The sequence below is a fragment of the Belnapia moabensis DSM 16746 genome (assembly GCF_000745835.1).
GTDB lineage: Bacteria > Pseudomonadota > Alphaproteobacteria > Acetobacterales > Acetobacteraceae > Belnapia > Belnapia moabensis.
Genome location: NZ_JQKB01000007.1, coordinates 164,127 through 185,866, shown reverse-complemented (window position 1 = coordinate 185,866; position 21,740 = coordinate 164,127). Strand labels below are relative to the sequence as shown.

19 protein-coding genes and 1 pseudogene are annotated in these 21,740 nt (G+C 71.0%); 14 read left to right on the top strand and 6 right to left on the bottom strand.

Annotated features, from left to right (window positions below):
* The 3 genes and pseudogenes from EP26_RS06970 to EP26_RS06960 form a co-directional block, all read left to right on the top strand.
* Positions 1-459 (top strand): annotated as a pseudogene (locus EP26_RS06970) (phosphoglucosamine mutase); the annotation flags it as partial.
* Complete coding sequence (gene thiD / locus EP26_RS06965; protein WP_043337317.1) at positions 456-1,253, top strand: bifunctional hydroxymethylpyrimidine kinase/phosphomethylpyrimidine kinase; 798 nt, start codon at positions 456-458, stop codon at positions 1,251-1,253. The pseudogene EP26_RS06970 and the gene thiD, both read left to right, overlap by 4 nt.
* Entirely contained in the window at positions 1,250-2,134 is an 885-nt protein-coding gene (locus EP26_RS06960) for a PhzF family phenazine biosynthesis protein (RefSeq protein WP_043337315.1), read from the top strand. Before thiD ends, EP26_RS06960 begins: the two co-directional genes overlap by 4 nt.
* Before the next feature lie 66 nt (positions 2,135-2,200).
* Here EP26_RS06960 and EP26_RS06955 read toward each other — a convergent pair whose 3' ends face one another.
* The gene (locus EP26_RS06955; RefSeq protein WP_043337314.1) at positions 2,201-3,223 is read right to left on the bottom strand and encodes an AI-2E family transporter; all 1,023 of its coding nucleotides are present in this window, start codon (positions 3,221-3,223) and stop codon (positions 2,201-2,203) included.
* 108 nt (positions 3,224-3,331) lie between these two features.
* Between EP26_RS06955 and EP26_RS06950 the strand changes: the two genes are divergently transcribed.
* From EP26_RS06950 to EP26_RS06930, 5 genes are all read left to right on the top strand, one after another.
* Positions 3,332-4,966 (top strand): alpha-D-glucose phosphate-specific phosphoglucomutase, encoded by a 1,635-nt coding sequence (locus EP26_RS06950; RefSeq protein ID WP_043337313.1) that lies wholly within the window; start codon positions 3,332-3,334, stop codon positions 4,964-4,966.
* 47 nt (positions 4,967-5,013) lie between these two features.
* Positions 5,014-5,802: a DUF1217 domain-containing protein gene (locus tag EP26_RS06945; protein ID WP_043337312.1), complete on the top strand. Its 789-nt coding sequence runs from the start codon at positions 5,014-5,016 to the stop codon at positions 5,800-5,802.
* A gap of 66 nt (positions 5,803-5,868) precedes the next feature.
* Positions 5,869-7,047 (top strand): phosphoserine transaminase, encoded by a 1,179-nt coding sequence (locus tag EP26_RS06940; RefSeq protein ID WP_043337311.1) that lies wholly within the window; start codon positions 5,869-5,871, stop codon positions 7,045-7,047.
* Positions 7,047-8,633 carry a phosphoglycerate dehydrogenase gene (gene serA / locus EP26_RS06935; RefSeq protein ID WP_043337308.1) on the top strand — a complete coding sequence of 529 codons (1,587 nt, stop codon included), beginning with the start codon at positions 7,047-7,049 and terminating at the stop codon, positions 8,631-8,633. The genes EP26_RS06940 and serA overlap by 1 nt, the downstream gene beginning before the upstream one ends.
* Positions 8,634-8,707: 74 nt before the next feature.
* Entirely contained in the window at positions 8,708-9,076 is a 369-nt protein-coding gene (locus EP26_RS06930; RefSeq protein ID WP_043337306.1) for a YybH family protein, read from the top strand.
* Positions 9,077-9,107: 31 nt separating this feature from the next.
* Here the strand turns inward: EP26_RS06930 and EP26_RS06925 are convergent, their stop codons facing one another.
* The gene (locus EP26_RS06925) at positions 9,108-9,896 is read right to left on the bottom strand and encodes an enoyl-CoA hydratase (RefSeq protein ID WP_043337303.1); all 789 of its coding nucleotides are present in this window, start codon (positions 9,894-9,896) and stop codon (positions 9,108-9,110) included.
* Positions 9,897-9,972: 76 nt separating this feature from the next.
* Here EP26_RS06925 and EP26_RS06920 point away from each other — a divergent pair, with 76 nt between their 5' ends.
* Entirely contained in the window at positions 9,973-11,058 is a 1,086-nt protein-coding gene (locus EP26_RS06920) for a Zn-dependent alcohol dehydrogenase (RefSeq protein WP_043337300.1), read from the top strand.
* Positions 11,059-11,133: 75 nt separating this feature from the next.
* Here EP26_RS06920 and EP26_RS06915 read toward each other — a convergent pair whose 3' ends face one another.
* Together EP26_RS06915 and EP26_RS06910 are read right to left on the bottom strand one after the other, a co-directional pair.
* Entirely contained in the window at positions 11,134-12,606 is a 1,473-nt protein-coding gene (locus EP26_RS06915) for a glycosyltransferase family 39 protein (protein ID WP_169747367.1), read from the bottom strand.
* Between the two features lie 281 nt (positions 12,607-12,887).
* Positions 12,888-13,688: a tetratricopeptide repeat protein gene (locus tag EP26_RS06910; protein ID WP_245624309.1), complete on the bottom strand. Its 801-nt coding sequence runs from the start codon at positions 13,686-13,688 to the stop codon at positions 12,888-12,890.
* Between the two features lie 79 nt (positions 13,689-13,767).
* On the opposite strand from EP26_RS06910, the gene EP26_RS06905 reads away from it, so the two are divergent.
* Together EP26_RS06905 and EP26_RS06900 are read left to right on the top strand one after the other, a co-directional pair.
* The gene (locus EP26_RS06905) at positions 13,768-14,652 is read left to right on the top strand and encodes an SDR family oxidoreductase (RefSeq protein WP_043337298.1); all 885 of its coding nucleotides are present in this window, start codon (positions 13,768-13,770) and stop codon (positions 14,650-14,652) included.
* A gap of 44 nt (positions 14,653-14,696) precedes the next feature.
* On the top strand, positions 14,697-15,983 hold the full coding sequence (locus EP26_RS06900) for an NAD(P)/FAD-dependent oxidoreductase (protein ID WP_052388890.1): 1,287 nt from the start codon (positions 14,697-14,699) through the stop codon (positions 15,981-15,983).
* 68 nt (positions 15,984-16,051) lie between these two features.
* Here the strand turns inward: EP26_RS06900 and EP26_RS06895 are convergent, their stop codons facing one another.
* Both EP26_RS06895 and EP26_RS06890 read right to left on the bottom strand, forming a co-directional pair.
* Positions 16,052-16,831 (bottom strand): alpha/beta hydrolase, encoded by a 780-nt coding sequence (locus tag EP26_RS06895; RefSeq protein ID WP_052388889.1) that lies wholly within the window; start codon positions 16,829-16,831, stop codon positions 16,052-16,054.
* Positions 16,828-17,994: a fumarylacetoacetate hydrolase family protein gene (locus EP26_RS06890; protein ID WP_043337296.1), complete on the bottom strand. Its 1,167-nt coding sequence runs from the start codon at positions 17,992-17,994 to the stop codon at positions 16,828-16,830. Before EP26_RS06890 ends, EP26_RS06895 begins: the two co-directional genes overlap by 4 nt.
* 172 nt (positions 17,995-18,166) lie before the next feature.
* Between EP26_RS06890 and EP26_RS06885 the strand changes: the two genes are divergently transcribed.
* From EP26_RS06885 to EP26_RS06875, 3 genes are all read left to right on the top strand, one after another.
* Positions 18,167-19,438 (top strand): hypothetical protein, encoded by a 1,272-nt coding sequence (locus EP26_RS06885; RefSeq protein WP_043337293.1) that lies wholly within the window; start codon positions 18,167-18,169, stop codon positions 19,436-19,438.
* An 83-nt stretch (positions 19,439-19,521) separates the two neighbouring features.
* Positions 19,522-20,166, top strand: coding sequence for a LysE family translocator (locus EP26_RS06880; RefSeq protein WP_043337291.1), 645 nt, complete (start codon positions 19,522-19,524; stop codon positions 20,164-20,166).
* Between the two features lie 96 nt (positions 20,167-20,262).
* Complete coding sequence (locus tag EP26_RS06875; protein ID WP_245624308.1) at positions 20,263-21,726, top strand: amidase; 1,464 nt, start codon at positions 20,263-20,265, stop codon at positions 21,724-21,726.
* The last annotated feature ends 14 nt before the right edge of the window (positions 21,727-21,740 follow it).

Sequence of the window (21,740 nt, the reverse complement as noted above, 5' to 3'; positions counted from 1 at the left end):
AAGGGCCTCGGCCTCAACCTCCTCCGCACCGCCGTCGGCGACCGCTATGTCGGCGAGCGGATGCGCGATGCCGGCTGCAACCTCGGCGGCGAGCAGTCGGGCCACGTCATCATGGCCGACTTCGCCACGACGGGCGACGGCCTCATCGCCGCCCTCCAGGTCCTCTCCGTCCTCGTCCAGGAGAAGCGCCCCGCCAGCGAGGTCTGCCGCCGCTTCACCCCGCTGCCGCAGCGCCTGGTGAATGTCCGCTTCGCCGGCGCCTCGCCGCTGAAGGACGATGCCGTGCAGCGCGAGATCGCCGCCTTCGAGGAGCGCTTAGGCGACCGCGGCCGCATCCTGATCCGCGCCAGCGGCACCGAGCCGCTGATCCGCGTCATGGCCGAGGCAGAGGACGAAGCCCTCGTCACCGAAACCGTCGAATCGCTGGCCGCCACCATCCGCGCCCGGATCACCGCATGAAGGGCCGCGTCCTCATCGTCGCCGGCTCCGATTCTGGCGGCGGCGCCGGCATCCAGGCCGACATCAAGGCGGTCACTGCCCTCGGCGGCTTCGCCATGACGGCGATCACCGCTCTCACCGCGCAGAACACCGAGGGCGTCCACGGCGTCCTCCCCATCCCGACGGAGTTCATCCGCCAGCAGATGGAGGTCGTCCTCCGCGACCTCGGCGCCGACGCGCTGAAGACCGGCATGCTGCACGACAGCCCGACCATCTCGGCGGTCTGCGACGCGCTCCCCCCTGGCATCCCCCTCGTCGCGGACCCGGTCATGGTGGCGAAGGGCGGCCACCCCCTGCTGCAACCCGATGCGGTCGAGACGCTGAAGCGCCGCCTCATCCCCCGCGCTACGCTCATCACCCCGAACCTCCCCGAAGCCGAGGTGCTGACCGGCCTCCGCATCACCGCCGAAGCCGAGATGCTGGCCGCCATGCCCGCCTTGCTCGCCCTCGGCGCCGAAGCGGTGTTGCTGAAGGGCGGCCATCTCGACGGCCCGGTTCTCGTCGACCTGCTCGGCACCCCTGAGGGCATCATCCGCTTCGAGGACACCCGCATCGAGACCCGGCACACCCACGGCACCGGCTGCACCCTCGCCAGCGCCATCGCCGCCGGCCTCGCCCAGGCCTTGCCGCTGGCCGAGGCCGTCGCCCGCGCCCGTCGCTATGTCCGCGCCGCCATCCTCGCCGCCCCCGGCTTCGGCCGCGGCCATGGCCCGCTGAACCACGCCGTCACCCTCGACTTGGCCCGCATCGGATGAGGCGTTTCCCCTTCGTCACCCTCGACGTCTTCACCGACCGCCGCTTCGGCGGCAACCAGCTCGCCGTCTTCCCCGACGCGCGCGGCCTCTCGGATGCCGAGATGCAATCCCTCGCCAGCGAGTTCAATCTGAGCGAGACCACCTTCGTCCTGCCCCCCGATGATCCCGCGAACACCGCCCGCGTCCGCATCTTCAACCGCACCGCCGAGATGCCCTTTGCCGGCCATCCCAATGTCGGCACCGCTTATGTCCTCGCCGACCGCGCCCGCGACGGCATCCTCCGCTTCGAGCAACTGGCCGGCCTCGTCGAGATCGCGGTCGAACGCGACGCCGCCGGCGCCGTCCTCTCGACCACCGTCGCCGCCCCCCAGCCGCTGACGATCGGCGAAGCCCTCCCGCTCGCTCCCATCGCCGCCTGCGCCGGCATCCCGGCCGAGGCCATCCTCACCGCCCGCCACGCGCCGACCCTCGCCTCCGACGGCGGCAACCCCCGCGTCCTGCTCGAAGTGACGCCCCAAGCCCTCGCCACCGCCGCCCCCGACCACGCCGCCTTCCGCCGCGCCGTCGAGACGCTGCCCGCGCTCGGCGGCCGCCTCTCCCTCTACCTCTACCGCCGGGATGGTGAGCGCCTCCGCGCCCGCATGTTCTCGCCGCTCTCCGGCACGCCGGAGGATGCCGCGACCGGCAGCGCCGCCACGCCGCTCACCGGCTTCCTGCTCTCGCTGAGCGGCGCCGAGCGCCACGCCATCGACATCCTGCAGGGCGTCGAGATGGGCCGCCCCAGCCTGCTCCGCACCACCGCCCGCCGCATGCCAGACGGCATCCGTGCCACCGTCGGCGGAGGGTGTGTTCCGGTGTTAAGCGGCGAAGCCCAACTCTGACTGGTCCAGGCCGGGTTCCGGCCTGGCGGGAGGGGTTCGGGGAGGGCAGCGCCCTCCCTGATCGCGTCAGCCTTCCTTCTTCTCCCGCGGCCAGTCCAGCCACCCCTCCACATAGCCCTTCCTGACGACGACGAGCCCCAGCGCCGAGAGCGGCGCCGCCAGCGCCACGCCGAGCAGCCCGAACAGCGCCCCCGTCAGCACCTGGGTGACGAGCAGCAGGGCAGGGGGCAGGTCCGCCGTCTTGCTCTGCACCATCGGCGTCAGGAAATTCCCCTCGACAGTCTGCACCAGCACGATGAGGCCAAGCACCCAGAAGGGCAGCAGCGGGTCCTGCGTCAGCGCCAGCAGCATGGCCGGCACAGCGCCGATCAGCGGCCCGATCACGGGGATGAAATTCAGCACTGCGATAATGGTCGCCAGCAGTCCCGCGAGCGGCACGCCGAGCAGCATCAGCCCGATCCAGGTCAGCGTCCCGGCAACCACCATGGCGAAGGCCTGGCCCAGCAGCCAGCCGCGCAGCGTATGCCCCGCCTCCTCCAGCGTCTCCCGCACTTGCTCGTCGAGCGCCGGAGCGAAGAGATGCCGCAGCCCACGCACATACCCCTCCGGCTGCACCGCGAGATAGAGCGCGAGCAGCACCACCAGCACCGCATTGCCGAGCCCGCCGAGCGTCGTGCTCGCCGCCGAGGCCGCCGCGGCGGCGGCATTCTCCGCCCCGCCGCTGCCGAAGATCCGCCCCGGATCCACCTGATGCAGCACCCAGTCGCCCCAGCCGGTATCGGCCAGCCGCCCGCGCAGCGCTTCGAGGCTCTTCGGCAGTTGCTGCGCCAGCTCCCGCGCCTGTTCGGTCAACGGCCCCGCCGCCGCCCAGCCCGCCAGGCCGATCACCACCACCACCAGTACGGCGACGACCAGCACCGCCGCCCAATCCGGCAGCCCGGTCTTCCACGCCAGCGGCTCGCCTCCCGCCCGCAGCGCGATGGCCAGGAGCACGGCGGCGAAGCCGAGCAGCGGCACATCCGGCGCCAGCCAGAACAGCATCAGCAGCAGGACGAGCAGAATGAGGACGGAAGCCTGGGATCGGGTCATGCAGCGCGAACAGCCGGAAGCCGGATCGGTTCCCCCGCGTTCCGTCCGCCGTGAATCGCCAATCCTCCGCCCGCCGCTATGATGCGCACGCCAGCCGGAGACCGCCTCATGCCCGTCCGTACCATCACCACCAGCCCCTTCGCCGACCAGAAGCCCGGCACCTCGGGGCTGCGCAAGAAGGTCACGGTCTTCCGCCAGCCGCACTACATCGAGAATTTCATCCAGGCGATCCTGGAGACGGCGGGCGAGGGGCTGCGCGGCGCGACGCTCGTCCTCGGCGGCGACGGCCGCTACCTGAACCGCGAGGCCATTCAGTCCGCCATCCGCCTGGCCGCCGCCAACGGTGTCGGTCGTCTGTTGATCGGCCAGGGCGGCCTGCTCTCCACCCCCGCCGCCTCCGCCCTGATCCGCAGCAGCGGCGCCATCGGCGGCATCATCCTCTCGGCGAGCCACAACCCGGGCGGGCCGGAGGGCGATTTCGGCATCAAGTACAACATGGCGAATGGCGGCCCCGCGCCGGAGGAGGTGACGGGCGCCATCCACCGCCGCGCCTCCACGCTGACGGAATACCGCACCACCGACACGCCGGACCTCGACCTCGACCGCATCGGCGAGACCCGCATCGAGGGCATGGTGGCGATGGTCGTCGACCCCGTCGCCAACTACGCCGCGCTGATGGAAACCCTGGTCGACTTCGACCGCATCGCCGGCCTGTTCAAGCGCGGCTTCCGCATGCGCTTCGACGCGCTGAGCGCGGTCACCGGCCCCTACGCGCAAGAGATCCTGGAACGCCGCCTCGGCGCCCCCGCCGGCACGGTGATCAACGCGACGCCGCTGCCCGATTTCGGCGGCCACCACCCGGACCCCAACCCGGTCCATGCCGAGGCGCTGATGACCGAGATGATGGGTGCCGACGCCCCCGATTTCGGCGCCGCCTCGGATGGCGACGGCGACCGCAACATGATCGTCGCCCCCGGCCATTTCGTCACCCCGAGCGACAGCCTCGCCATCCTCGCCGCGCAGGCGCATCACGCCCCCGGCTACGCCCGCGGCCTCGCCGGTGTCGCCCGCTCCATGCCGACCAGCCGCGCCGTGGACCGCGTGGCGAAGCGCCTCGGCATCCCCTGCTTCGAGACGCCGACGGGGTGGAAGTTCTTCGGCAACCTGCTCGATTCCGGCCGCATCACCCTCTGCGGCGAGGAGAGCGCCGGCACCGGCTCCGACCATGTGCGGGAGAAGGACGGGCTCTGGGCCGTGCTGCTCTGGCTCGACATCCTCGCCGCCACCGGCAAGCGCGCCGACGCCATCCTCCTCGAACACTGGGCGACCTACGGCCGCGACTACTACACCCGCCACGACTACGAGGAAGTCGACGCGACAGCCGCCAACGCGCTGATGGCCTCCCTCCGCGAGCGCCTCGCCTCGCTCCCCGGCCAGAGCTTCGCCGGCCTCACCATCTCGGCCGCCGACGACTTCGCCTATACCGACCCCGTCGATGGCTCGGTAACGGCTGCCCAGGGCGTCCGCATCCTCTTCGCCGAGGATGCCCGCGCCGTCTTCCGCCTCTCCGGCACCGGCACGGTCGGCGCCACCCTCCGCGTCTATCTCGAACGCTTCGAGCCCGACGCCGCACGCCATGCCCTCCCCGTGCAGCAGGTCCTGGCCCCCGTCATCGCCGCTGCGCAGGAGATCGCCGGCATCGCCCGCCACACCGGCCGCGACGCGCCCTCCGTCATCACCTGAGGCGCGTTAACGCCGCCTCAACCCGCGCCCGCCAGACTGCCGACGCCATGCAGGTCACTGCCTCCCTGGCGTCGGTGCTCTTCGGCGCATCCGACGCCGGCTCCGCCAATACCGGCGACGCGGCCTCCAGCCTCGCCGCGCTGAAAGCCGCCCAGGCCGCCGGCGCCACAGCCAAGGGCGTCGCCCAGGAAAAGAAGGATCCCGTCACCCTCACCGCGCTGAAGCAATTCCAGACCGCCATCGCCAAGGCGCGCGACGTGAAATCCGCCCTGCAGGACCCGCGCGTACTGAATGTCCTGCTTCCCGCCCTAGGCCTCGCCGACCAGGCAGCCTATCCGGGCCTGGTGCAGAAGGCCCTCACTGCCGACCCGAAGGACCCCAAGGGTCTTCTCGCCAGCCTCGACAAGCGCTTCACCGCCGCCGCCAAGACGCTCGACCTCAAGGCCCGCGGCCTCGCTGCCCTGAAGGACCCGAAGCTCCAGCAGCAGATGATGGACGGCTTCCTCGAGTACCAGTACCGCACCGGGCTCGACGAGAAGAATGCCGGCATCTCCGACGCGCTCTACTTCCTGAAGAATGCCAAGGGCGAGACCAACGTCTACAACATCCTCGGCAACACCGTGCTCCGCCGCGTCATCACCGGCGCGCTCGGCCTGCCGAATTCCATGGTCGTGCAGCCGATCGAGACCCAGGCGGCCGCTATCACCTCCCGCCTGAAACTCGCCGACCTCAAGGACCCGAAGGCGCTGGAGAAGCTCGCCCAGCGCTACGTCATCGCCGCCGCCGGCAGCGCCTCCGGCGGCACGTCGAGCCCCTTGCTCTCGCTGCTGGCCTGATCTACCCCTTCCGGCGGGCCACGCCCCCCCACCGGGGCGCATCCGCTTCTGGAAGGGAGCTGCATCATGGCAAGCGCCACCAAGCCCGGACTCCGTCCGACCAACCCCCAATTCTCCTCCGGCCCCTGCGCCAAGCGCCCCGGCTGGACCCTCGACGCCCTCGCTGGCGCCTATCTCGGCCGCAGCCACCGCGCCGCAGGGCCGAAGGCCCGCCTCGCCGAGGTCATCTCCCGCAGCAAGGCCGTGCTCGGCATGCCGGCCGACTGGCGCCTTGGCATCGTTCCCGCCTCCGATACCGGCGCGGTGGAGATGGCCCTCTGGTCCCTCCTCGGCACCCGCGGCGTCGATGTCCTGGCCTGGGAGAGCTTCTCCAAGGACTGGGGCACGGATGTCATCAAGCAGCTGAAGCTGCCCGATGCCCGCGTGATCGCCGCCCCCTACGGCCAGCTCCCCGACCTCGCCTCGGTGGATGCTTCGCGCGACCTCGTCTTCGTCTGGAACGGCACCACCAGCGGCGTCCGCCTCCCCAACGCCGATTGGATTCCCGCCGGCCGCCAGGGCCTCGCCATCTGCGACGCCACCAGTGCCGCCTTCGCCATGGACCTCCGCTGGGACAAGCTCGATGTCGTCACCTGGTCCTGGCAGAAGGTCCTCGGCGGCGAGGCCGCCCACGGCATGCTGGCGTTGAGCCCCCGCGCCGTCGAGCGGCTTGAGTCCCACAAGCCCGCCTGGCCCATGCCGAAAATCTTCCGCATGACCAAGGACGGCAAGCTGAACGAGGGCATCTTCAAGGGCGAGACCATCAACACGCCCTCCATGCTCGCCGTCGAGGACGCGCTGGACGGCCTCCGCTGGGCCGAATCCATCGGCGGCCTGCTCGCCCTGATCGCCCGCTCCGAGGCCAACCTCGCCGCCATCGCCGCCTGGGTCGCCCGCACCTCCTGGGTCGACTTCCTGGCCGAGGACGCGGCGACCCGTTCCTGCACCTCCATCTGTCTGAGAATCACGGCCCCCTGGTTCACTGCGCTCGACGCCGAAGCCCAGGCCAAGGCGGCGAAGTCGCTGGCCGGACTGCTGGAGAAGGAGGGCGTCGCCCTCGACGCCGCCGCCTACCGCGACGCGCCTCCGGGCCTCCGCATCTGGGGCGGCGCCACCGTCGAGACGAGCGACATCGAAGCCCTGCTCCCCTGGCTCGACTGGGCGTTTACGAGCGTCGAGGCCGAGCAGCAGAAGGCCGCCGCCTGATGCCCCGCGTCCTCATCTCCGACAAGCTCTCCCCCGCCGCCATCGAGATCTTCAAGCGCCGCGGCCTCGAGGTCGATTTCAGGCCCGGCCTGTCGCCGGCCGAGCTGCGCGCCATCATCGCGCCCTATGACGGCCTCGCCGTCCGCAGCGCGACCAAGGTGACGCGCGAGCTGCTCGACGCCGCGCCCAACCTCAAGGTCGTCGGCCGCGCCGGCATCGGCGTCGACAATGTCGACGTCACCAGCGCCACCGCGCGCGGCGTCGTGGTGATGAACACGCCCTACGGCAACGCCATCACCACCGCCGAGCATGCGATCGCCATGATCTTCGCCCTCGCCCGCCAGATTCCCGAGGCCAGCACCTCGACGAAGGCGGGCAAGTGGGAGAAGAACCGCTTCATGGGCGTCGAGCTCTTCGGCAAGACGCTCGGGCTGATCGGCTGCGGCAATATCGGCTCCATCGTCGCCGACCGCGCCGTCGGCCTGAAGATGAAGGTCGTCGCCTTCGACCCCTTCCTCTCCGAGAAGCGCGCCGTCGAGCTGGGCGTCGAGAAGGTCGAGCTGAACGAGTTGCTCGAGCGCGCCGACATCGTCACGCTGCACACGCCGCTGACCGAGCAGACGCGCAACATCCTCAGCCGCCAGAACATCGCGAAGCTCAAGCGCGGCGTCCGCATCGTCAACTGCGCCCGCGGCGGGCTGGTCGATGAGCAGGCGCTGGCCGAGGCGCTGCAATCAGGCCATGTCGCCGGCGCCGCCCTCGACGTCTTCGAGACCGAACCCGCGACGGAGAGCCCGCTCTTCGCCCTCGAGAACGTCGTCTGCACCCCGCATCTCGGCGCCGCCACCGCCGAGGCGCAGGAGAACGTCGCCCTCCAGGTCGCCGACCAGATGGCCGACTACCTGCTGACCGGCGCCGTCTCCAACGCCATCAACATGCCGAGCGTGACGGCGGAGGAAGCCCCCCGCCTCAAGCCCTACATGGAGCTGGCCCGCCTGCTCGGCGCCATGGCCGGCCAGCTCACGGCCGCGCAGGACGACGCCATCCACTCCATCCGCGTCGAATACGAGGGCCATGTCGCCGAACTCAACCGCCGCCCGCTGACGGCGGCCGCGCTCGCCGGCGTGCTGACCCCGCTGATGGGTGCGGTCAACATGGTGAACGCGCCGGTGGTGGCGAAGGAGCGCGGCATCGAGGTCGCCGAGACGGTCCACGAGCGCCGCGGCGACTACGCTACGCTGCTGCGCGTGACGGTGGTGACGGAGGGCCGCACCCGCAGCGTCGCCGGCACGCTGGTCGGCGACGCGAAGCCCCGCCTGGTCGAGATCAAGGGCATCGCGGTGGAGGCCGACTTCGCCCCGCACATGCTCTACGTGACGAACCAGGACAAGCCCGGCTTCATCGGCCGCTTCGGCATGACGCTGGCCAATGCCGGCATCAACATCGCCACCTTCCACCTGGGCCGTGCCGCCCAGGGGGGCGATGCCATCTGCCTCGTCTCGCTCGACGGGCCGATGCCGGAGCCGGTGCTGGCGGAGGTGCGTAGCCTACCACTCGTGGTGCAGGCCGTACCGCTTCGCTTCTAGGTTTCGTCAACCAGGCGTGATGATTGTTTCCCTCCTTCCCGTGCAAGCTGCGCCGGCAGGAGGGAGGCAAGGCAATGTCCAACGAGGCATTCCAGAACATCAACCTTCTTTTCGAGAAGGCCGTTGCCGAGCGAGACTTCGGCATCCTGGCCCAGGTCTACACGGCAGGGGCCCGGCTGCTCTCGCCCGGCGTCCCGGCCATCTCCGGCCTCGGCGGCATCCAAGACTACTGGCGCTCCGCGGCCTCGAGCCTGGGCGTGACCAGGGCAAAGCTGCACTCGCTTGAACTGGTCGTCACCGGTGACCGCGCCTCGGAAGTCGGGCGCGCCGAGATCTTCACCACCCCGGACGCGCCGCCGGTGCCGCTGAAATACGTCGTCCTATGGAAGCAGGAAGGCGGCGCCTGGAAATGGGACGTCGACTGCTGGAACATGGACGCCTGAGGCGCGACCGACCGCACGGGAAGGCCCGAGCCTACTTCCCCTGGAAGCGCGGCGGCCGCTTCTCCATGAAGGCCCGCAGCGCTTCCTGGTGGTCCTCGGTCTCGCGCGTCCGCATCATGCCAATCGCCTCGGCATCCAGCGCCTCGGCGAGCGTGCCTTCCTCGGCCACCTTCATGTTGCGCTTCATGTAGCGCCAGGCGACGCGCGGCCCTTGCCCGAGCTGCCGCGCCAGCTTCTCCGTCTCCGCCCGCAGCTCCTCGTCCGGCACCAACCGGTTGACCAACCCAAGCTTCTCCATCTGCGCGGAATCGAGCTTCGCGCTGGTGAAGTAGAGCTCGCGTGCCTTGGCCGGCCCCACCAGCTTCGCCAGGAAGTAGTGCCCGCCGAAATCCCCCGAGAAGCCCATATTGGCGAAGGCGGTCGTCATCCGCGCACTCGTCCCGGCGATGCGCATGTCGCAAGCCAGCGCCAGCGACATCCCCGCGCCCGCCGCCACGCCATTGACCATGGCGATGGTGGGCTTCGGCATCTCATGCAGCAGCCGCGAGCACTCCATCCGGCTCCGCAGCTCATCCGCCCCGGCCTCGGGCGTCGCCGGCGGCGGCTTCGCCCCCGTCGCCCGCGCCTTCATGTCGCCGCCCGCCGAGAAGCCGCGCCCCGCCCCGGTCAGCACCACGCAGCCGATTTCGGGGTCCGTCGCCGCCTCGGTCAGCGCGGTGAGCAGGTCCCACATCATGTTGCCGCCGAGGGCGTTCAGCACCTCCGGTCGGTTCATGGTGAGCCACAGCACGCCCTCCGCGCGCTCCTGCAACAGCTCCATCCGGCGTTCCTCCCGCTCTGGTACGACCGAGCCTAGATGCTATCGTCCCCCCCGTCCAAGAGGGGAGGAACCCGCCATGAAGGCCGCCGTCCTGCACGAGGTGAACCAGCCGCTCACCATCGAGGAGGTCACCCTGCAGAAGCCCAAGGCGCGCGAGGTGCTGGTGCGCACCGCCTATGCCGGCCTCTGCCACTCCGACCTGCACTTCATCGAGGGCCTCTATCCCCACCCGCTGCCGACCGTCCCTGGCCACGAAGTCGCCGGCGTAGTGGAGGCCGTCGGCTCCGACGTCACCTACCTCAAGCCCGGCGACCACGTCATCGGCTGCCTTTCGGTCTTCTGCGGCGCCTGCTCGCAATGCACCACGGGCCATACGGTGCTCTGCGAGAACACCGAGGTGAAAATGGTCCCGGGCCAGTCCCGCCGTCTGTCCTGGAAAGGCGGCGAGGTGATGAACCAGTTCCTCAACCTCTCCGCCTTCGCCGAGCAGATGGTGGTCCACGAGAACGCCCTGGTGAAGATCGACCCGGACATCCCGCTCGACCGCGCGACGCTGGTCGGCTGCGGCGTCATCACCGGCGTCGGCGCCGTCTTCAACACCGCGAAGATCGAGGCAGGCTCGACGGTCGCCGTCATCGGCTGCGGCGGCGTCGGCCTCTCGGCGGTGAACGGCGCGGCGCTGGCCGGTGCCTCGCGCATTGTCGCCATCGACCGGCTGCAATCGAAGCTCGACCTCGCCCGCATCATGGGTGCCACCGACACCATCCTCGTCGGCAACGACGACCCGGTGCAGCAGGTGAGGGAGCTGACCGGCGGCGGCGTCCACTACAGCTTCGAGGCGCTCGGCCTGAAGGCGACCGCCGAGCAGAGCTTCGCCATGCTCCGCCCCGGCGGCACGGCGACGATCATCGGCATGGTCCCCTTCGGCGTGAAGATCGAGCTGCACGGCTTCGACTTCCTGCGCGAGCGGAAGATCCAGGGCTCGTCCATGGGCTCCAACCACTTCCGCGTCGACATGCCGCGTCTGCTGAAGCTCTGGCAGCAGGGCCGCCTGCATCTCGACCACCTGATCTCGGGCACGCTGAAGCTGGACGAGATCAACACCGGCTTCGCCCGCCTCAAATCCGGCGAGGCCGTCCGTCAGCTCATCGCCTTCAGCTGACAGGCCGCGGCACCAGGCCTGTCCGGCTCTCCCCTGGGATGCGCGGGCCCACCCCGCGCATCCCAGGGCCGCGGATCACGGGCTGGCCAACGCCGGCAGCGGCCGGAACCCCGGATGGCCCGGCACCCAGGGCCGCCCGGGCTCCTCGATCGGCATCGCGTCGCAGCGTTCCGCCGCCGTCAGGTCGATCAGCGTGGCGCCCGCCTCGCGCGACACATCCCGCTCCAGCACCCGCCCCACCCTGCCGGCGACATATTCGAAGAGCCGCACGTCGTTCACCCCGTTGAGGTCGGCCGGGTGCGACCAGAGGAACCAGACCCGCCGGCCGCAAAGCTTGGGCATGTCCGCCAGCATGTAGGTCCAGTCCGAGCGCGCGTCCCGGCCATAGACGACGCCCCCCGGCGCCGCCGCCAGCGCCTTCCCATAGATCTGGAAGGCTGGCACCGCCGCGTAATAGACATAGACAAGGTCGTCCGGCTGCTTCTTCCGCAGCACCGCCTCGATGCTCCGGTCGATCTGCTCCCGCGAGAAGGCCGGCGTCATCCGCAGATGCGCCCAGGTCTCGAAGCTCATCAGCCCCACCAGCAGCGCGACGACGCCCAGCACCGGCCAGCGCAACCGCGGCACCATGCGGAGGGTGAAGGACACCCCGGCCGCCAGCACGTAGATCATGCCCGGCGCCAGGAAGAGCACGAAGCGCGCCGTCATCGGATAGAGCTGCGCCATCGACGCCGCCACCGCCCCGACCAGGGTCAGGACAAGGGCCAGCGCCAGCACCCGCGACCTCTGCCAGGTATCGTAAAGCCCGAGCACCGCGAAGAGCACCAGCAGCATCACGCTCGAGGCCGGGAAGCCCATCCCCTCCGGCACCTGCAGCATGATCCGCACCGCCGCGACGAAGCGCGAGGGAATGAAGAGCGCGGGCGGGATGAACCACCCGCTCCAGTATTTCCGCATCGCGGCGACCAGCGAGCCGGAATCGCTCGTCGCCAGATAGGTGGCGGCGCCGAAGCAGAGCAGCCACACAGCACCTATGACGGCCAGCCGCAGCACCGCTTCGCCATCCCGCCGCAGCACCGGCTGCACCGCCAGGCTCACCCCGACGCCGAACAGCACGAAGACGGCGGACAGGCTCAGCAGCACCGAGACCGCCCCCGCCCCCGCCAGCAGCGCCACCCCGCCCCAGGAGCGCAGGATTCCCTGCCCCCAGCGCGCCAGCATCCAGAGGAAGACGGTGAAGACCAGCACATCGGTCGCGTACTGCTTCGCCTCCGCCGCGTAGTAGACCAGCGGCGTGGCTATGGCGAAGACCAGCACCGCCAGCGCCGCCCCGGCCGCATCGAGGCTCCGCCGCACCGCCAGCGCGAAGAACCCGAGCGAGGCCAGCCCCGCCAGCAGCGGGATCAGCCGCAGCGCCATCTCCCCCGGCCCGAACAGCCCGATGACGAATTTCGTCCCCAGCAGCCACAGCACGGGCGCCGACTGGTCGTAATCCAGCGGCATCAGCAGGTCCTGATAGGAACGCCGAAACAGGTTCAGCGCAATCATCGCCTCGTCATGCCAAAGCGGTCGCCCACCGGCATAATGAAGAAGGCGCAGTGTCGCCCCGAAGAGCACAACAAGAAGCAGGACCTTGCCCAAATACCGCGAGCGCGTAGCCACCGCAGGAAAGTCGAACATTACCTAGTCCTATTCGCGCGGCCGTTGATATCAAGCCGATGAAGCCTGACCATGACTGGTCGAAACTTTCTGACACGAATCGGGATGAATGGAATGCGCCGCCAGCCGCAGCGGCCCGCGTCTCCTGCCCCTGTGAACGCACGACAGGGTCAACGCCGTTGCGGACCTGCCTCGTTCAACGCCAGGTTCTGCTGCGCCAAATCGGCCGTCGCGCTGTCCGGGGCGAGAGCAACCGCCCGCTGCCAGTCCGCCTTGGCCCCCACGGTATCGCCCTTGAGCTGGCGGATGATGCCCCGCTCCAGCAGCGCCTCCGCATTGTCGGGCGTGAGGGCGATCGCCCGCCTCACATCCTCCGCCGCCTGATCCACCTTATCGAGGTGCCGGTTTGCCGCCGCACGGAACACCCAGGCCTCCGCCCGCTGCGGATCAAGCGCGATCACCCGGTTCAGGTCATCCATCGCATCCGCGTAGCGACCGAGCGTCCCGAGCGCGACGGCCCGATCCAGCATCAGGTCGGCATCGTCCGGCGCCAGCGTCAGCCCCATGGTGGCCGCGCCATAGGCCCGCCCGGCATCGCCCGCCATCATCCATGCCTGCCCCGCCTGGGCGAAGACCGAAGCCCGCGTCGCCGCGCTCGCCCCGCTGGCCCGCCCGAGCCCCTCCAGCCGCTCCGCCGCCCGCTCCGGCTCGCCCGCCGCCAGTAAGGCGAGGGCGCCGCAATGCCGCGCCCCCTCGCCGCCACCACCGATCTCCCAGCCCTCAGCGAAATTCCTCGCCTCATCCGGGTCGGTCCGCACCAGCCCGAGGCAGCGCTCGTAATCCGGCCCCTCAGCCAGCCGCGGCACATCCGGCGGCAAGGGGAGGGCCTCGCTCGCCGCCTCCGCCTCGGCCGGCGCCCGCAGCGCGACCCAGCCGATGCCGCCCGCACCCACCACCAGACCGGCGGCCATTAGGGCCAGGAGAACAGGAGAGGCGGACTTCACACCACACAGTCTAGCCGCCCGCCCCCAGCGGCGCCAGATAAGCCACATGACCGAACCGACCTCGCCCCACCTCCTGATCGCCGGCCTCGGCTATACCGGCAAGGCCGTAGCACGAGAGGCCACCCGGCTTGGCTTCCGCGTCACCGGCACCAGCCGCGCCCCCTCCGGCCCCGGCGTGATCCCCTTCGCCGCCGCCGGCGAGGCCCTGGCCACCGCCACGCACCTCCTCGTCACCGCCGCCCCGGGCGAGGCCGGCGACCCCGTCCTCGCCACCCACGCCGAAGCCCTGGCCGCCGCCCCCGCCCTCCGCTGGATCGGCTACCTCTCGACGACGGGCGTCTACGGCGACCGCGCCGGCGCCTGGGTCGACGAGGCGACGCCCCCCGCCCCAGGCCAGGACCGCAGCCGCCGTCGCCTCGAGGCCGAGGAGGCCTGGCGCGCGGCCAGCACCGGCCGCGCCCTCGACATCTTCCGGGTCGGGGGCATCTACGGCCCCGGCCGCAGCGCCATCGAGGAGATGCAGGCCGGCACCGCCCGCCGCACGCTGAAGCCCGGCCACGCCTTCAGCCGGATCCACCGCGACGACATCGCCCTGGCCGTCGCCGCCGCCCTTCGCCAGTCCTTGCCGCCCGTCACCCGCATCCTCCACCTGGTCGACGACGAGCCCGCCGAAAGCGCCCTGGTGACGGAGGAAGCCGCCCGCCTCCTCGGCCTCCCCCCGCCGCCCGCGATCCCCTACGAGGAGGCCGCCCGCACCATGTCTCCCATGGGCCGCAGCTTCTGGGCCGAGAACCGCCGTGTGGCGAACGCGGCGACCAAGGCGGCGCTCGGCATTGCCTGGCGCTACCCGACCTACCGCGAGGGGCTGGCCGCGATCCTCCGCGGCGAGGAGCGGCCCGCGCATGTCCGAGTTGAAACTTCCCGCTTCTGAAACTGCCTGTTACACGGCCGCGTCACCAATGTGCGGGCAGCGGAATGGCGGTCGAGGAATGCGATATCCTGATCATTGGCGGCGGCCCCGCCGGCAGCACGGCTGCGGCCGTCCTGGCCGCGCGCGGGCGCAGCGTGGTGCTCCTTGAGAAGGGCGCGCATCCTCGCTTCCACATCGGCGAATCCCTGCTGCCGCTGAACACCGCGATCTTCGACCGCCTCGGCCTGCGCGAACAGGTCGCGGCCATGGGCGTCCTGAAGCCGGGCGCCGAATTCGTCGCCGACGACACAGGCCGCGCGGTGCAGTTCTCCTTCGCCAACGGCCTCGACAAGCGCTACCCCTACAGCTGGCAGGTGCGGCGCGCGGATTTCGACGCCATGCTGTTCCGCAACGCCGCGGCGCGCGGGGCAAGCGTGGCCGAGGACACCCGCGTCACCGAAGTGGAGTTCGCCCCGCCCGGCGGCCGCGCCGGCGTGCACGCCATGGGGCCGGATGGCCAGCCACGGCACTTCGCGCCGCGCTTCGTGCTGGACGCCTCGGGCCGCGACACGCTGCTTGCGGCCAAGCTGCGCAGCAAGCGCGCCAACAAATTCAACAGCACCGCCGCGCTCTTCGGCCATTTCCGTGGCGTCGAGCGGCGCACAGGCGAGCTTGAGGGCTATATCAGCGTCCATCTCGTCGAGGATGGCTGGTTCTGGCTGATCCCGCTGCCCGACGACGTGATGAGCGTAGGCTTCGTCGGCAACCAGGCGGCCTTCAGGAATCGCCGGGGCTCGCCGCATGAATTGCTGATGGAGCGGCTCGCATCCAGCCCCACCGTCAACGCCCGCATGCGGAACGCGGAGCTGATCGGCGAGGTCGTCAGCACCGGCAACTTCTCCTACGACGCCACGACGTCCTGGGGCGAGGGCTGGATGATGATCGGCGATGCCTTCGCCTTCCTCGACCCGGTCTTCTCCTCCGGCGTGCTGCTGGCGATGACCTCGGCCGAGCGGGGTGCCGAGGTGGCCGATGCGTGGCTGGAGGAGCCGGCCCGCGCCCGCGTGCTGGCAAGGCGGATGGAGCGCGACATGCGCCAAGCCATGGCCCGCATCGCCTGGCTGATCTACCGCATCAACACGCCGGCCCTGCGCAGCCTCTTCATGGCGCCGCGCAACACACTCGGCATGCGCGACGGGCTGATCAGCCTGCTGGCCGGCAATATCCGCGGCAGCTGGCGCATGGCGCTGCCGGTCATGGCCTTCAAGACGATCTACCACATCGTCTCACTGAAGAAGCGGCTCGGCCTGCTGACCGCCCGGCGCGAGCCGACCGCGGTAGCCGCCGAATGAGAACAGGTCCGACCGGGGGTTAGATTTTATAAGACTTCGTCCGGCGCGGTCGCTTGGTTCGTTTCAGGCTAGGCAAGTAAAGCGGGCATCCGCTTCGGGTCGGAGGTGAAGAGAAGCGCCTCGACCACCTGCCGGAGCAGTTGCAGATCCTGCGGCCGTGACAGCCGGTGATCGCCATCCTTCACCAGCACCACCTGCACATCCCCGCCCGTCACCGCCTCCGCGATGTCGAGCGCCGTCTCCCACGGCACATCCGGGTCCTGCTGCCCTTGCAACAGCCGCACCGGCACCGCGAGCGCCACCGGCCCATCGAGGACCAGGTTCCGCCGCCCATCCTCCAACAGCTCCCGCGTGATGGGGTAGGGGTCGCCATAGGCGCTCGGCCGATGCCACACCCCCTCCCGCTCCAGCGCCTCCCGCGCCGCTGGCGCCAGCGCCGCCTCGATCCGCAAGGTGAAGTCCGGCGCTGCCGCGATGCCGACAAACCCCGCCATCATCTCCGGCCGCCTCCGCATCAGCAGCAGCGAGATCCACCCCCCCATCGAGGACCCCACCAGCACCTGCGGCCCCTCGGTGAGCGCGCTGATCGCCGTCTCCGCATCCGCCGCCCAGCGCCCGATGCTCCCGGCCTCGAACGCGCCCCCGCTGGCCCCATGCCCCGAATAGTCGAAGCGGAGGAAGGCCCGCCCCGTCTCCACGCAGAAGGCGGCCAGGTCCTCCGCCTTCGTCCCCGTCATGTCGCTGCGGAACCCGCCGAGGAACACCACCCCCGGCCCCCGCCCGGCGACCCGCCGCCAGGCCAGCTCCACCCCGTCCCCGCGGTCGAGCCGCCCGCTTTCCTCCCTCATGCCCGCGGCAGCCCCCGCCGGGCGAGGTTCGCCATCAGCGCCCCGGCGCCGAAGGTCCAGGGCGGGCAGCCATCCGTCCGGTCCACCTCATTGACCAGCGCCCCGAGCCGCGCCGAGGCGATCCGCACCACGTCGCCCGGGTGATGGGTGAAGCCCATCCCCACCGCGCCCCGATCCTTGCTCGGCGAGAAGGGCGTACCGAGGAACAGCACCGCCCCATCGGGATACTGGTGATGCGGCCCGATGAGCTGGTCCACCACCTCCGTCGGGTCGCGGCTGATCGAGCCCACCGCCCCCGTCTCCTCCAGCCTGAACCCGTCCCGCCCCTCGATGGTCAGCGCGATCTCCGCCCGCCGCACATCCTCCAGCGTGAACCCGTCATCGAACAGCCGCAGCAGCGGCCCGAGCGCACAGGCCGCATTGTTGTCCTTGGCGCGGCCGAGCAGCAGCGCCGACCGCCCCTCGACATCCCGCAGGTTCACGTCATTGCCGAGCATCGCTCCGAGTATCGCCCCCCGCGCATTCACCGCGAGCACGACTTCCGGCTCCGGGTTGCTCCACTCGCTCGTCGGATGCACGCCGATCTTGGCGCCGATGCCGACGGACGCCATCGGCTGGCACTTGCTGAAGATCTCCGCATCCGGCCCGATGCCGACCTCGAGGTACTGGCTCCACCAACCCTTCTCCATCAGCGCCGCCTTCACCGCCCGCGCCTCCGCGCTGCCGGGCCGCAGCGTGGCGAGGTCGTCGCCGATGATCTGCCGCACCTCGGCGCGCACCGCCTCCGCCTGGCTTGCATCGCCCCGGCAGCGCTCCTCGATCACCCGCTCCAGCATGCTGCGCACATAGGTCACGCCGCAGGCCTTCACCGCCTGCAGGTCGATGGGCGCCAGCAGCCAGGGCTTCGCCGTGTCGCGCGCCGCATGGTGGCTGTTGGCCAGCACCGCCGGCAGGTCGAACGGCACCGGCACGCCGCGGTTGCGGATCGCCGCCACCGGCTCCGCCTCGTTCAGCCAGGCGCTCACCGTGCCGAAGGCCGGCGTCATGTCGAAGGCCGCCCCGTTCAGCAACCCGATGGCGCTCGGCCCCTCAGCCGTCATGATCCGCGCCGCATAGGCCCCGTTCGGCCAGTCCTGCGGCAGGGCCGTGTTGTCCAGGCGCATCGTCCATCCTCTCCCTGATTGCCCGCCAGTCTAGCCGCCCCACGGCCGGCGCGAAGCCCCACCCGCTGCGATGGGGGAGGGGACGACGCCTGACGCGCCTGTCACCATCCGGCCCGCAACCCGAACGACCCGCAAACGTTCCGGCCCCACTCAACCACCAGTCGAAGGGCCGATGTCCGGACTCCTGCGCCGCCTGCTCGCATTCCTGGCCGCCATCAGCCTCGCCGCCTGCGGCACGGTCGACTTCACCCGCCCCGGCATCGCCGACCCCGAGCCCGGCTATGCCGCCGCCTTCCCCTGGTATGCCGAGTTCTGCGCCCTCTCCCAGATCCGCAAGCGCCCCGGCTTCGGTGCCGAGATCCGCGGCGATATCGGCGGCCATGCCGTGCTCTATCTCAACGGCGCCTGCCGCGGCCCGGGCGGCACCCTCATCCCCTGCGACACCCCCGGCGCCGGCCCGGAGGAGGGCGTCGGCCTCTCGATGAACGCCCATTTCCGCAACGCGAAGTGGGTGGCCATCCCCGGCCGCGACTTCTTCTTCGAGGGCAACCTCCGCCCCGGCGAGACCCTCACCCGCGCCCGCTACGCCGAGGTTCAGGCCGAGGCCCGCCGTCTCCGCCTCTATGACGAGGTCGCCTTCCACGACGAGGCCTTCGCCAAGGCGCCCCCCGGCCTGCCGCGCGAGGCCGCCAAATACGAGATCTCCATCGCCACCGACTACGCCGTCGGCCTCGGCCGCGGCCGCTACTGCGCGCGGGTGCCGGTGACGCGCCCGCAGATGCTGGCGATGATCCGCTTCCTCAATGCCGAGAACGCCCCCTACCGCCGCGGCGAGCGCGAGTTCCGCTGGTCGCTCTTCCAGGACAACTGCATCCACCTGGCGCACAACGCCCTCGCCGCCGCCGGCTTCTGGCAGCCCTGGCCGACGCACATGCCGCTGCCGCTCGCCATCCTCGACTTCCCCGTGCCGAAGAACGAGTTCGTCAACCTCATGCGCCGCGCCAGCGACGCAGCCCTGCTCGACCCCGAAGCCGCCTTCGCCGACCCCGCCGCCCGTCGCGCCGTGCTCGATTTCGGCACGCTGCCCGTCCGCCCCGGCGCCATCGCCCTCAGCGCCCCCGCCTGGCCGTCCAACGAAGTCTATGAAACCGAACTCGGCCTCGTCTTTTACGACGACCCGACGCTCGGCCCCTACCGCCGCTGGCTCGCCGAGATCCTGGCCACGCCCCGCCAGCACGCGCTGGAGCCCAACCTCCGCTGGTACGCCGCCCGCCTGCACCGCCTGCGCGAGGAGCAGCGCCCCCTGCCGCCGGAGATGTCCAACTTCGCCCGGCGCTTCTACGCCGCCCTCGACCAGGAGCTGGCCGCCATCGACACCCGCCTCGACCGGCTGCGTGAGGCGCGGGCCCGCCTGGCGCCGGCGACCGGCCTGGCGCTGCGCTGAGGCAGCACGGGTCGCCCGCATTGATGGCGGAAGCGGGATGCGCGAGAACCGGCCCCCATCCCACATCCGCCGAGGTCCTCGCCATGCCGGACCTGTCGCAACTCGCCCTCTACCTCGCCGCCGCCGCGCTGCTCGCCGTGACGCCCGGCCCGGGCCTGTTCTACGTCGCCGCGCGCAGCCTGGCTGGCGGCCGGGCGGAGGGCGTGACCTCTAGCATCGGCACCGGCCTCGGCGGCATGGTCCATGTCGCCGCCGGCAGCCTCGGCGTCTCCGCCATCCTGCTCGCCAGCGCCGAGCTGTTCACCGCGCTGAAGCTGATCGGCGCCGCCTACCTCGTCTGGCTCGGCCTCCGCACCCTGCTGATGGCCCGGCGCGAGGCAATGCCTGGCCTCGCCGCCACCACGCCCGCCATCGGGGCAGGGCGCGCCTTCCGCGAGGGCGTGCTGGTCGAGGTCCTGAACCCGAAGACGGCCGCCTTCTTCCTCGCCTTCGTCCCGCAATTCCTCGACCCGGCGGCCGGCCGGCCCGGCCTGCAATTCCTGCTGCTCGGCTTCCTGTCGGTGGCGCTCAACACCCTGGCCGATATCGCCATCGCCCTGGCGGCCAGCCGCCTCCGCGACGGCGCCGCGGCGCGCCCCACCCTGGTCCGCCGCCTGCGCGAGGCCTCGGGCGGCGCCATGGTCGCGCTCGGCCTCGGCCTCGCTTTCGCGCGGCGCCCGGCCAGCTGACCACCGGGCTCGGCGGAGCCGCGTCGCCCTGGCCCCGCCTTTGCAATACCCTCACCACCGGGACTCGAGGCCAAGGCACCACCGATGACATTGAGCATGAGCTGGGACGAATGGACGCAACAGGACGCCACCGGCCTCGCCGCCCTCGTCCGGAAAGGTGAGCTGACCGCGCGCGACCTCGCCACCCAGGCCGCCGCCGGCATTGCCCGCCTCAACCCCACCCTCTCCGCCGTGGTCGAGGTCTTCGAGGATGCCGTCGCCGACCCCGCCACCGGCGGCACCGACCTCGCCGGCCCCTTCGCCGGCGTACCCTGGCTGATGAAGGATCTCGGCCCCACCATCGCCGGCCGCCTGCAGGAGATGGGCTCCCGCCTCATGCGCGGAAACCGCCCCACGGCGGACGCCTACCTCACCACCCGCATCCGCCAGGCCGGCCTCAACATCATCGGGCGCACAACGACGCCCGAATTCGGCTGCTGCTCCTCCGCCGAGAACCCCGCGGTCTACGTCACCCGCAACCCCTGGAACCTCGACCACACCACCAACGGCTCGTCCGCCGGTTGCGGCGCCATGCTCGCCGCCGGCGTCCTGCCGCTGAGCCACGCGACCGATGGCGGCGGCTCCATCCGCATCCCCGCCGGCGCCTGCGGCAATATCGGCCTGAAACCCTCCCGCGGCGTCTTCTCCACCGCGCCCTACGCCTCCGACATCTCCAGCCTGGTCTCGACCCAGGGCTGCCAAAGCCGCACCGTCCGCGACACCGCGGCCTTCCTCGACCACTGCCGCGGCGGCGCCCCCGGCGAGTTCATGCCCTACTGGTCCGCCCCCGAGCCCTACACCACCCTCATCCAGCGCGACCCCAAGCCCTTGCGCATCGCCCTCTCCCACGAATGGGGTGACTACCGCGCCACGCCCCACTTCGTCGCCGAGCTGGAACGCGCCGGGCGCCTGCTGGAAAGCCTCGGCCACCATGTCGACTGGGCCTTGCCCGCCGTCGACTTCCGCGCCGCCTTCGCCGCCCAGACCACCTGCTACATCAGCAATTTCGCCCAGACGGTCGCCAACCTCATCGCCGCGCGCGGCCTTGCGCGCCCGCCGGAGGACCTGGTCGAGCCGATGAACATCCGCATCTGGGAGGCCGGCCTCCACACTTCCTACTCGGAGCGCGCCCGGATGCAGGCCGCCTTCAACACCACCTCCCGCGCCTTCGGCGCCTTCTTCGAGCAGTGGGACGTGATCCTGACGCCGATCACTGCGCTCCCCACCCCCCGCCTCGGCACCACCGAATACCTGACGATCAGCGACAATCCGGACGTCCACGACTGGTTCGGCAATCTCTGGCGCAACTTCGCCTACACGCCGCTCGCCAATCTCTGCGGCATCCCCGGCCTGTCGATGCCCCTCGGCACGCAGGAGAACGGCCTGCCGCTCGGCATCCAGGCCCAGGCGAAGCAAGCCGATGACGGCCTGCTGCTGCAACTCGCCGCGCAGGTGGAACGCGCCATCGGCGGCCGCTGGAATGACGGACGCCGGCCTGCCGTCCATGTGACGGCGGGCTGAGCGCCCCCGCGGGG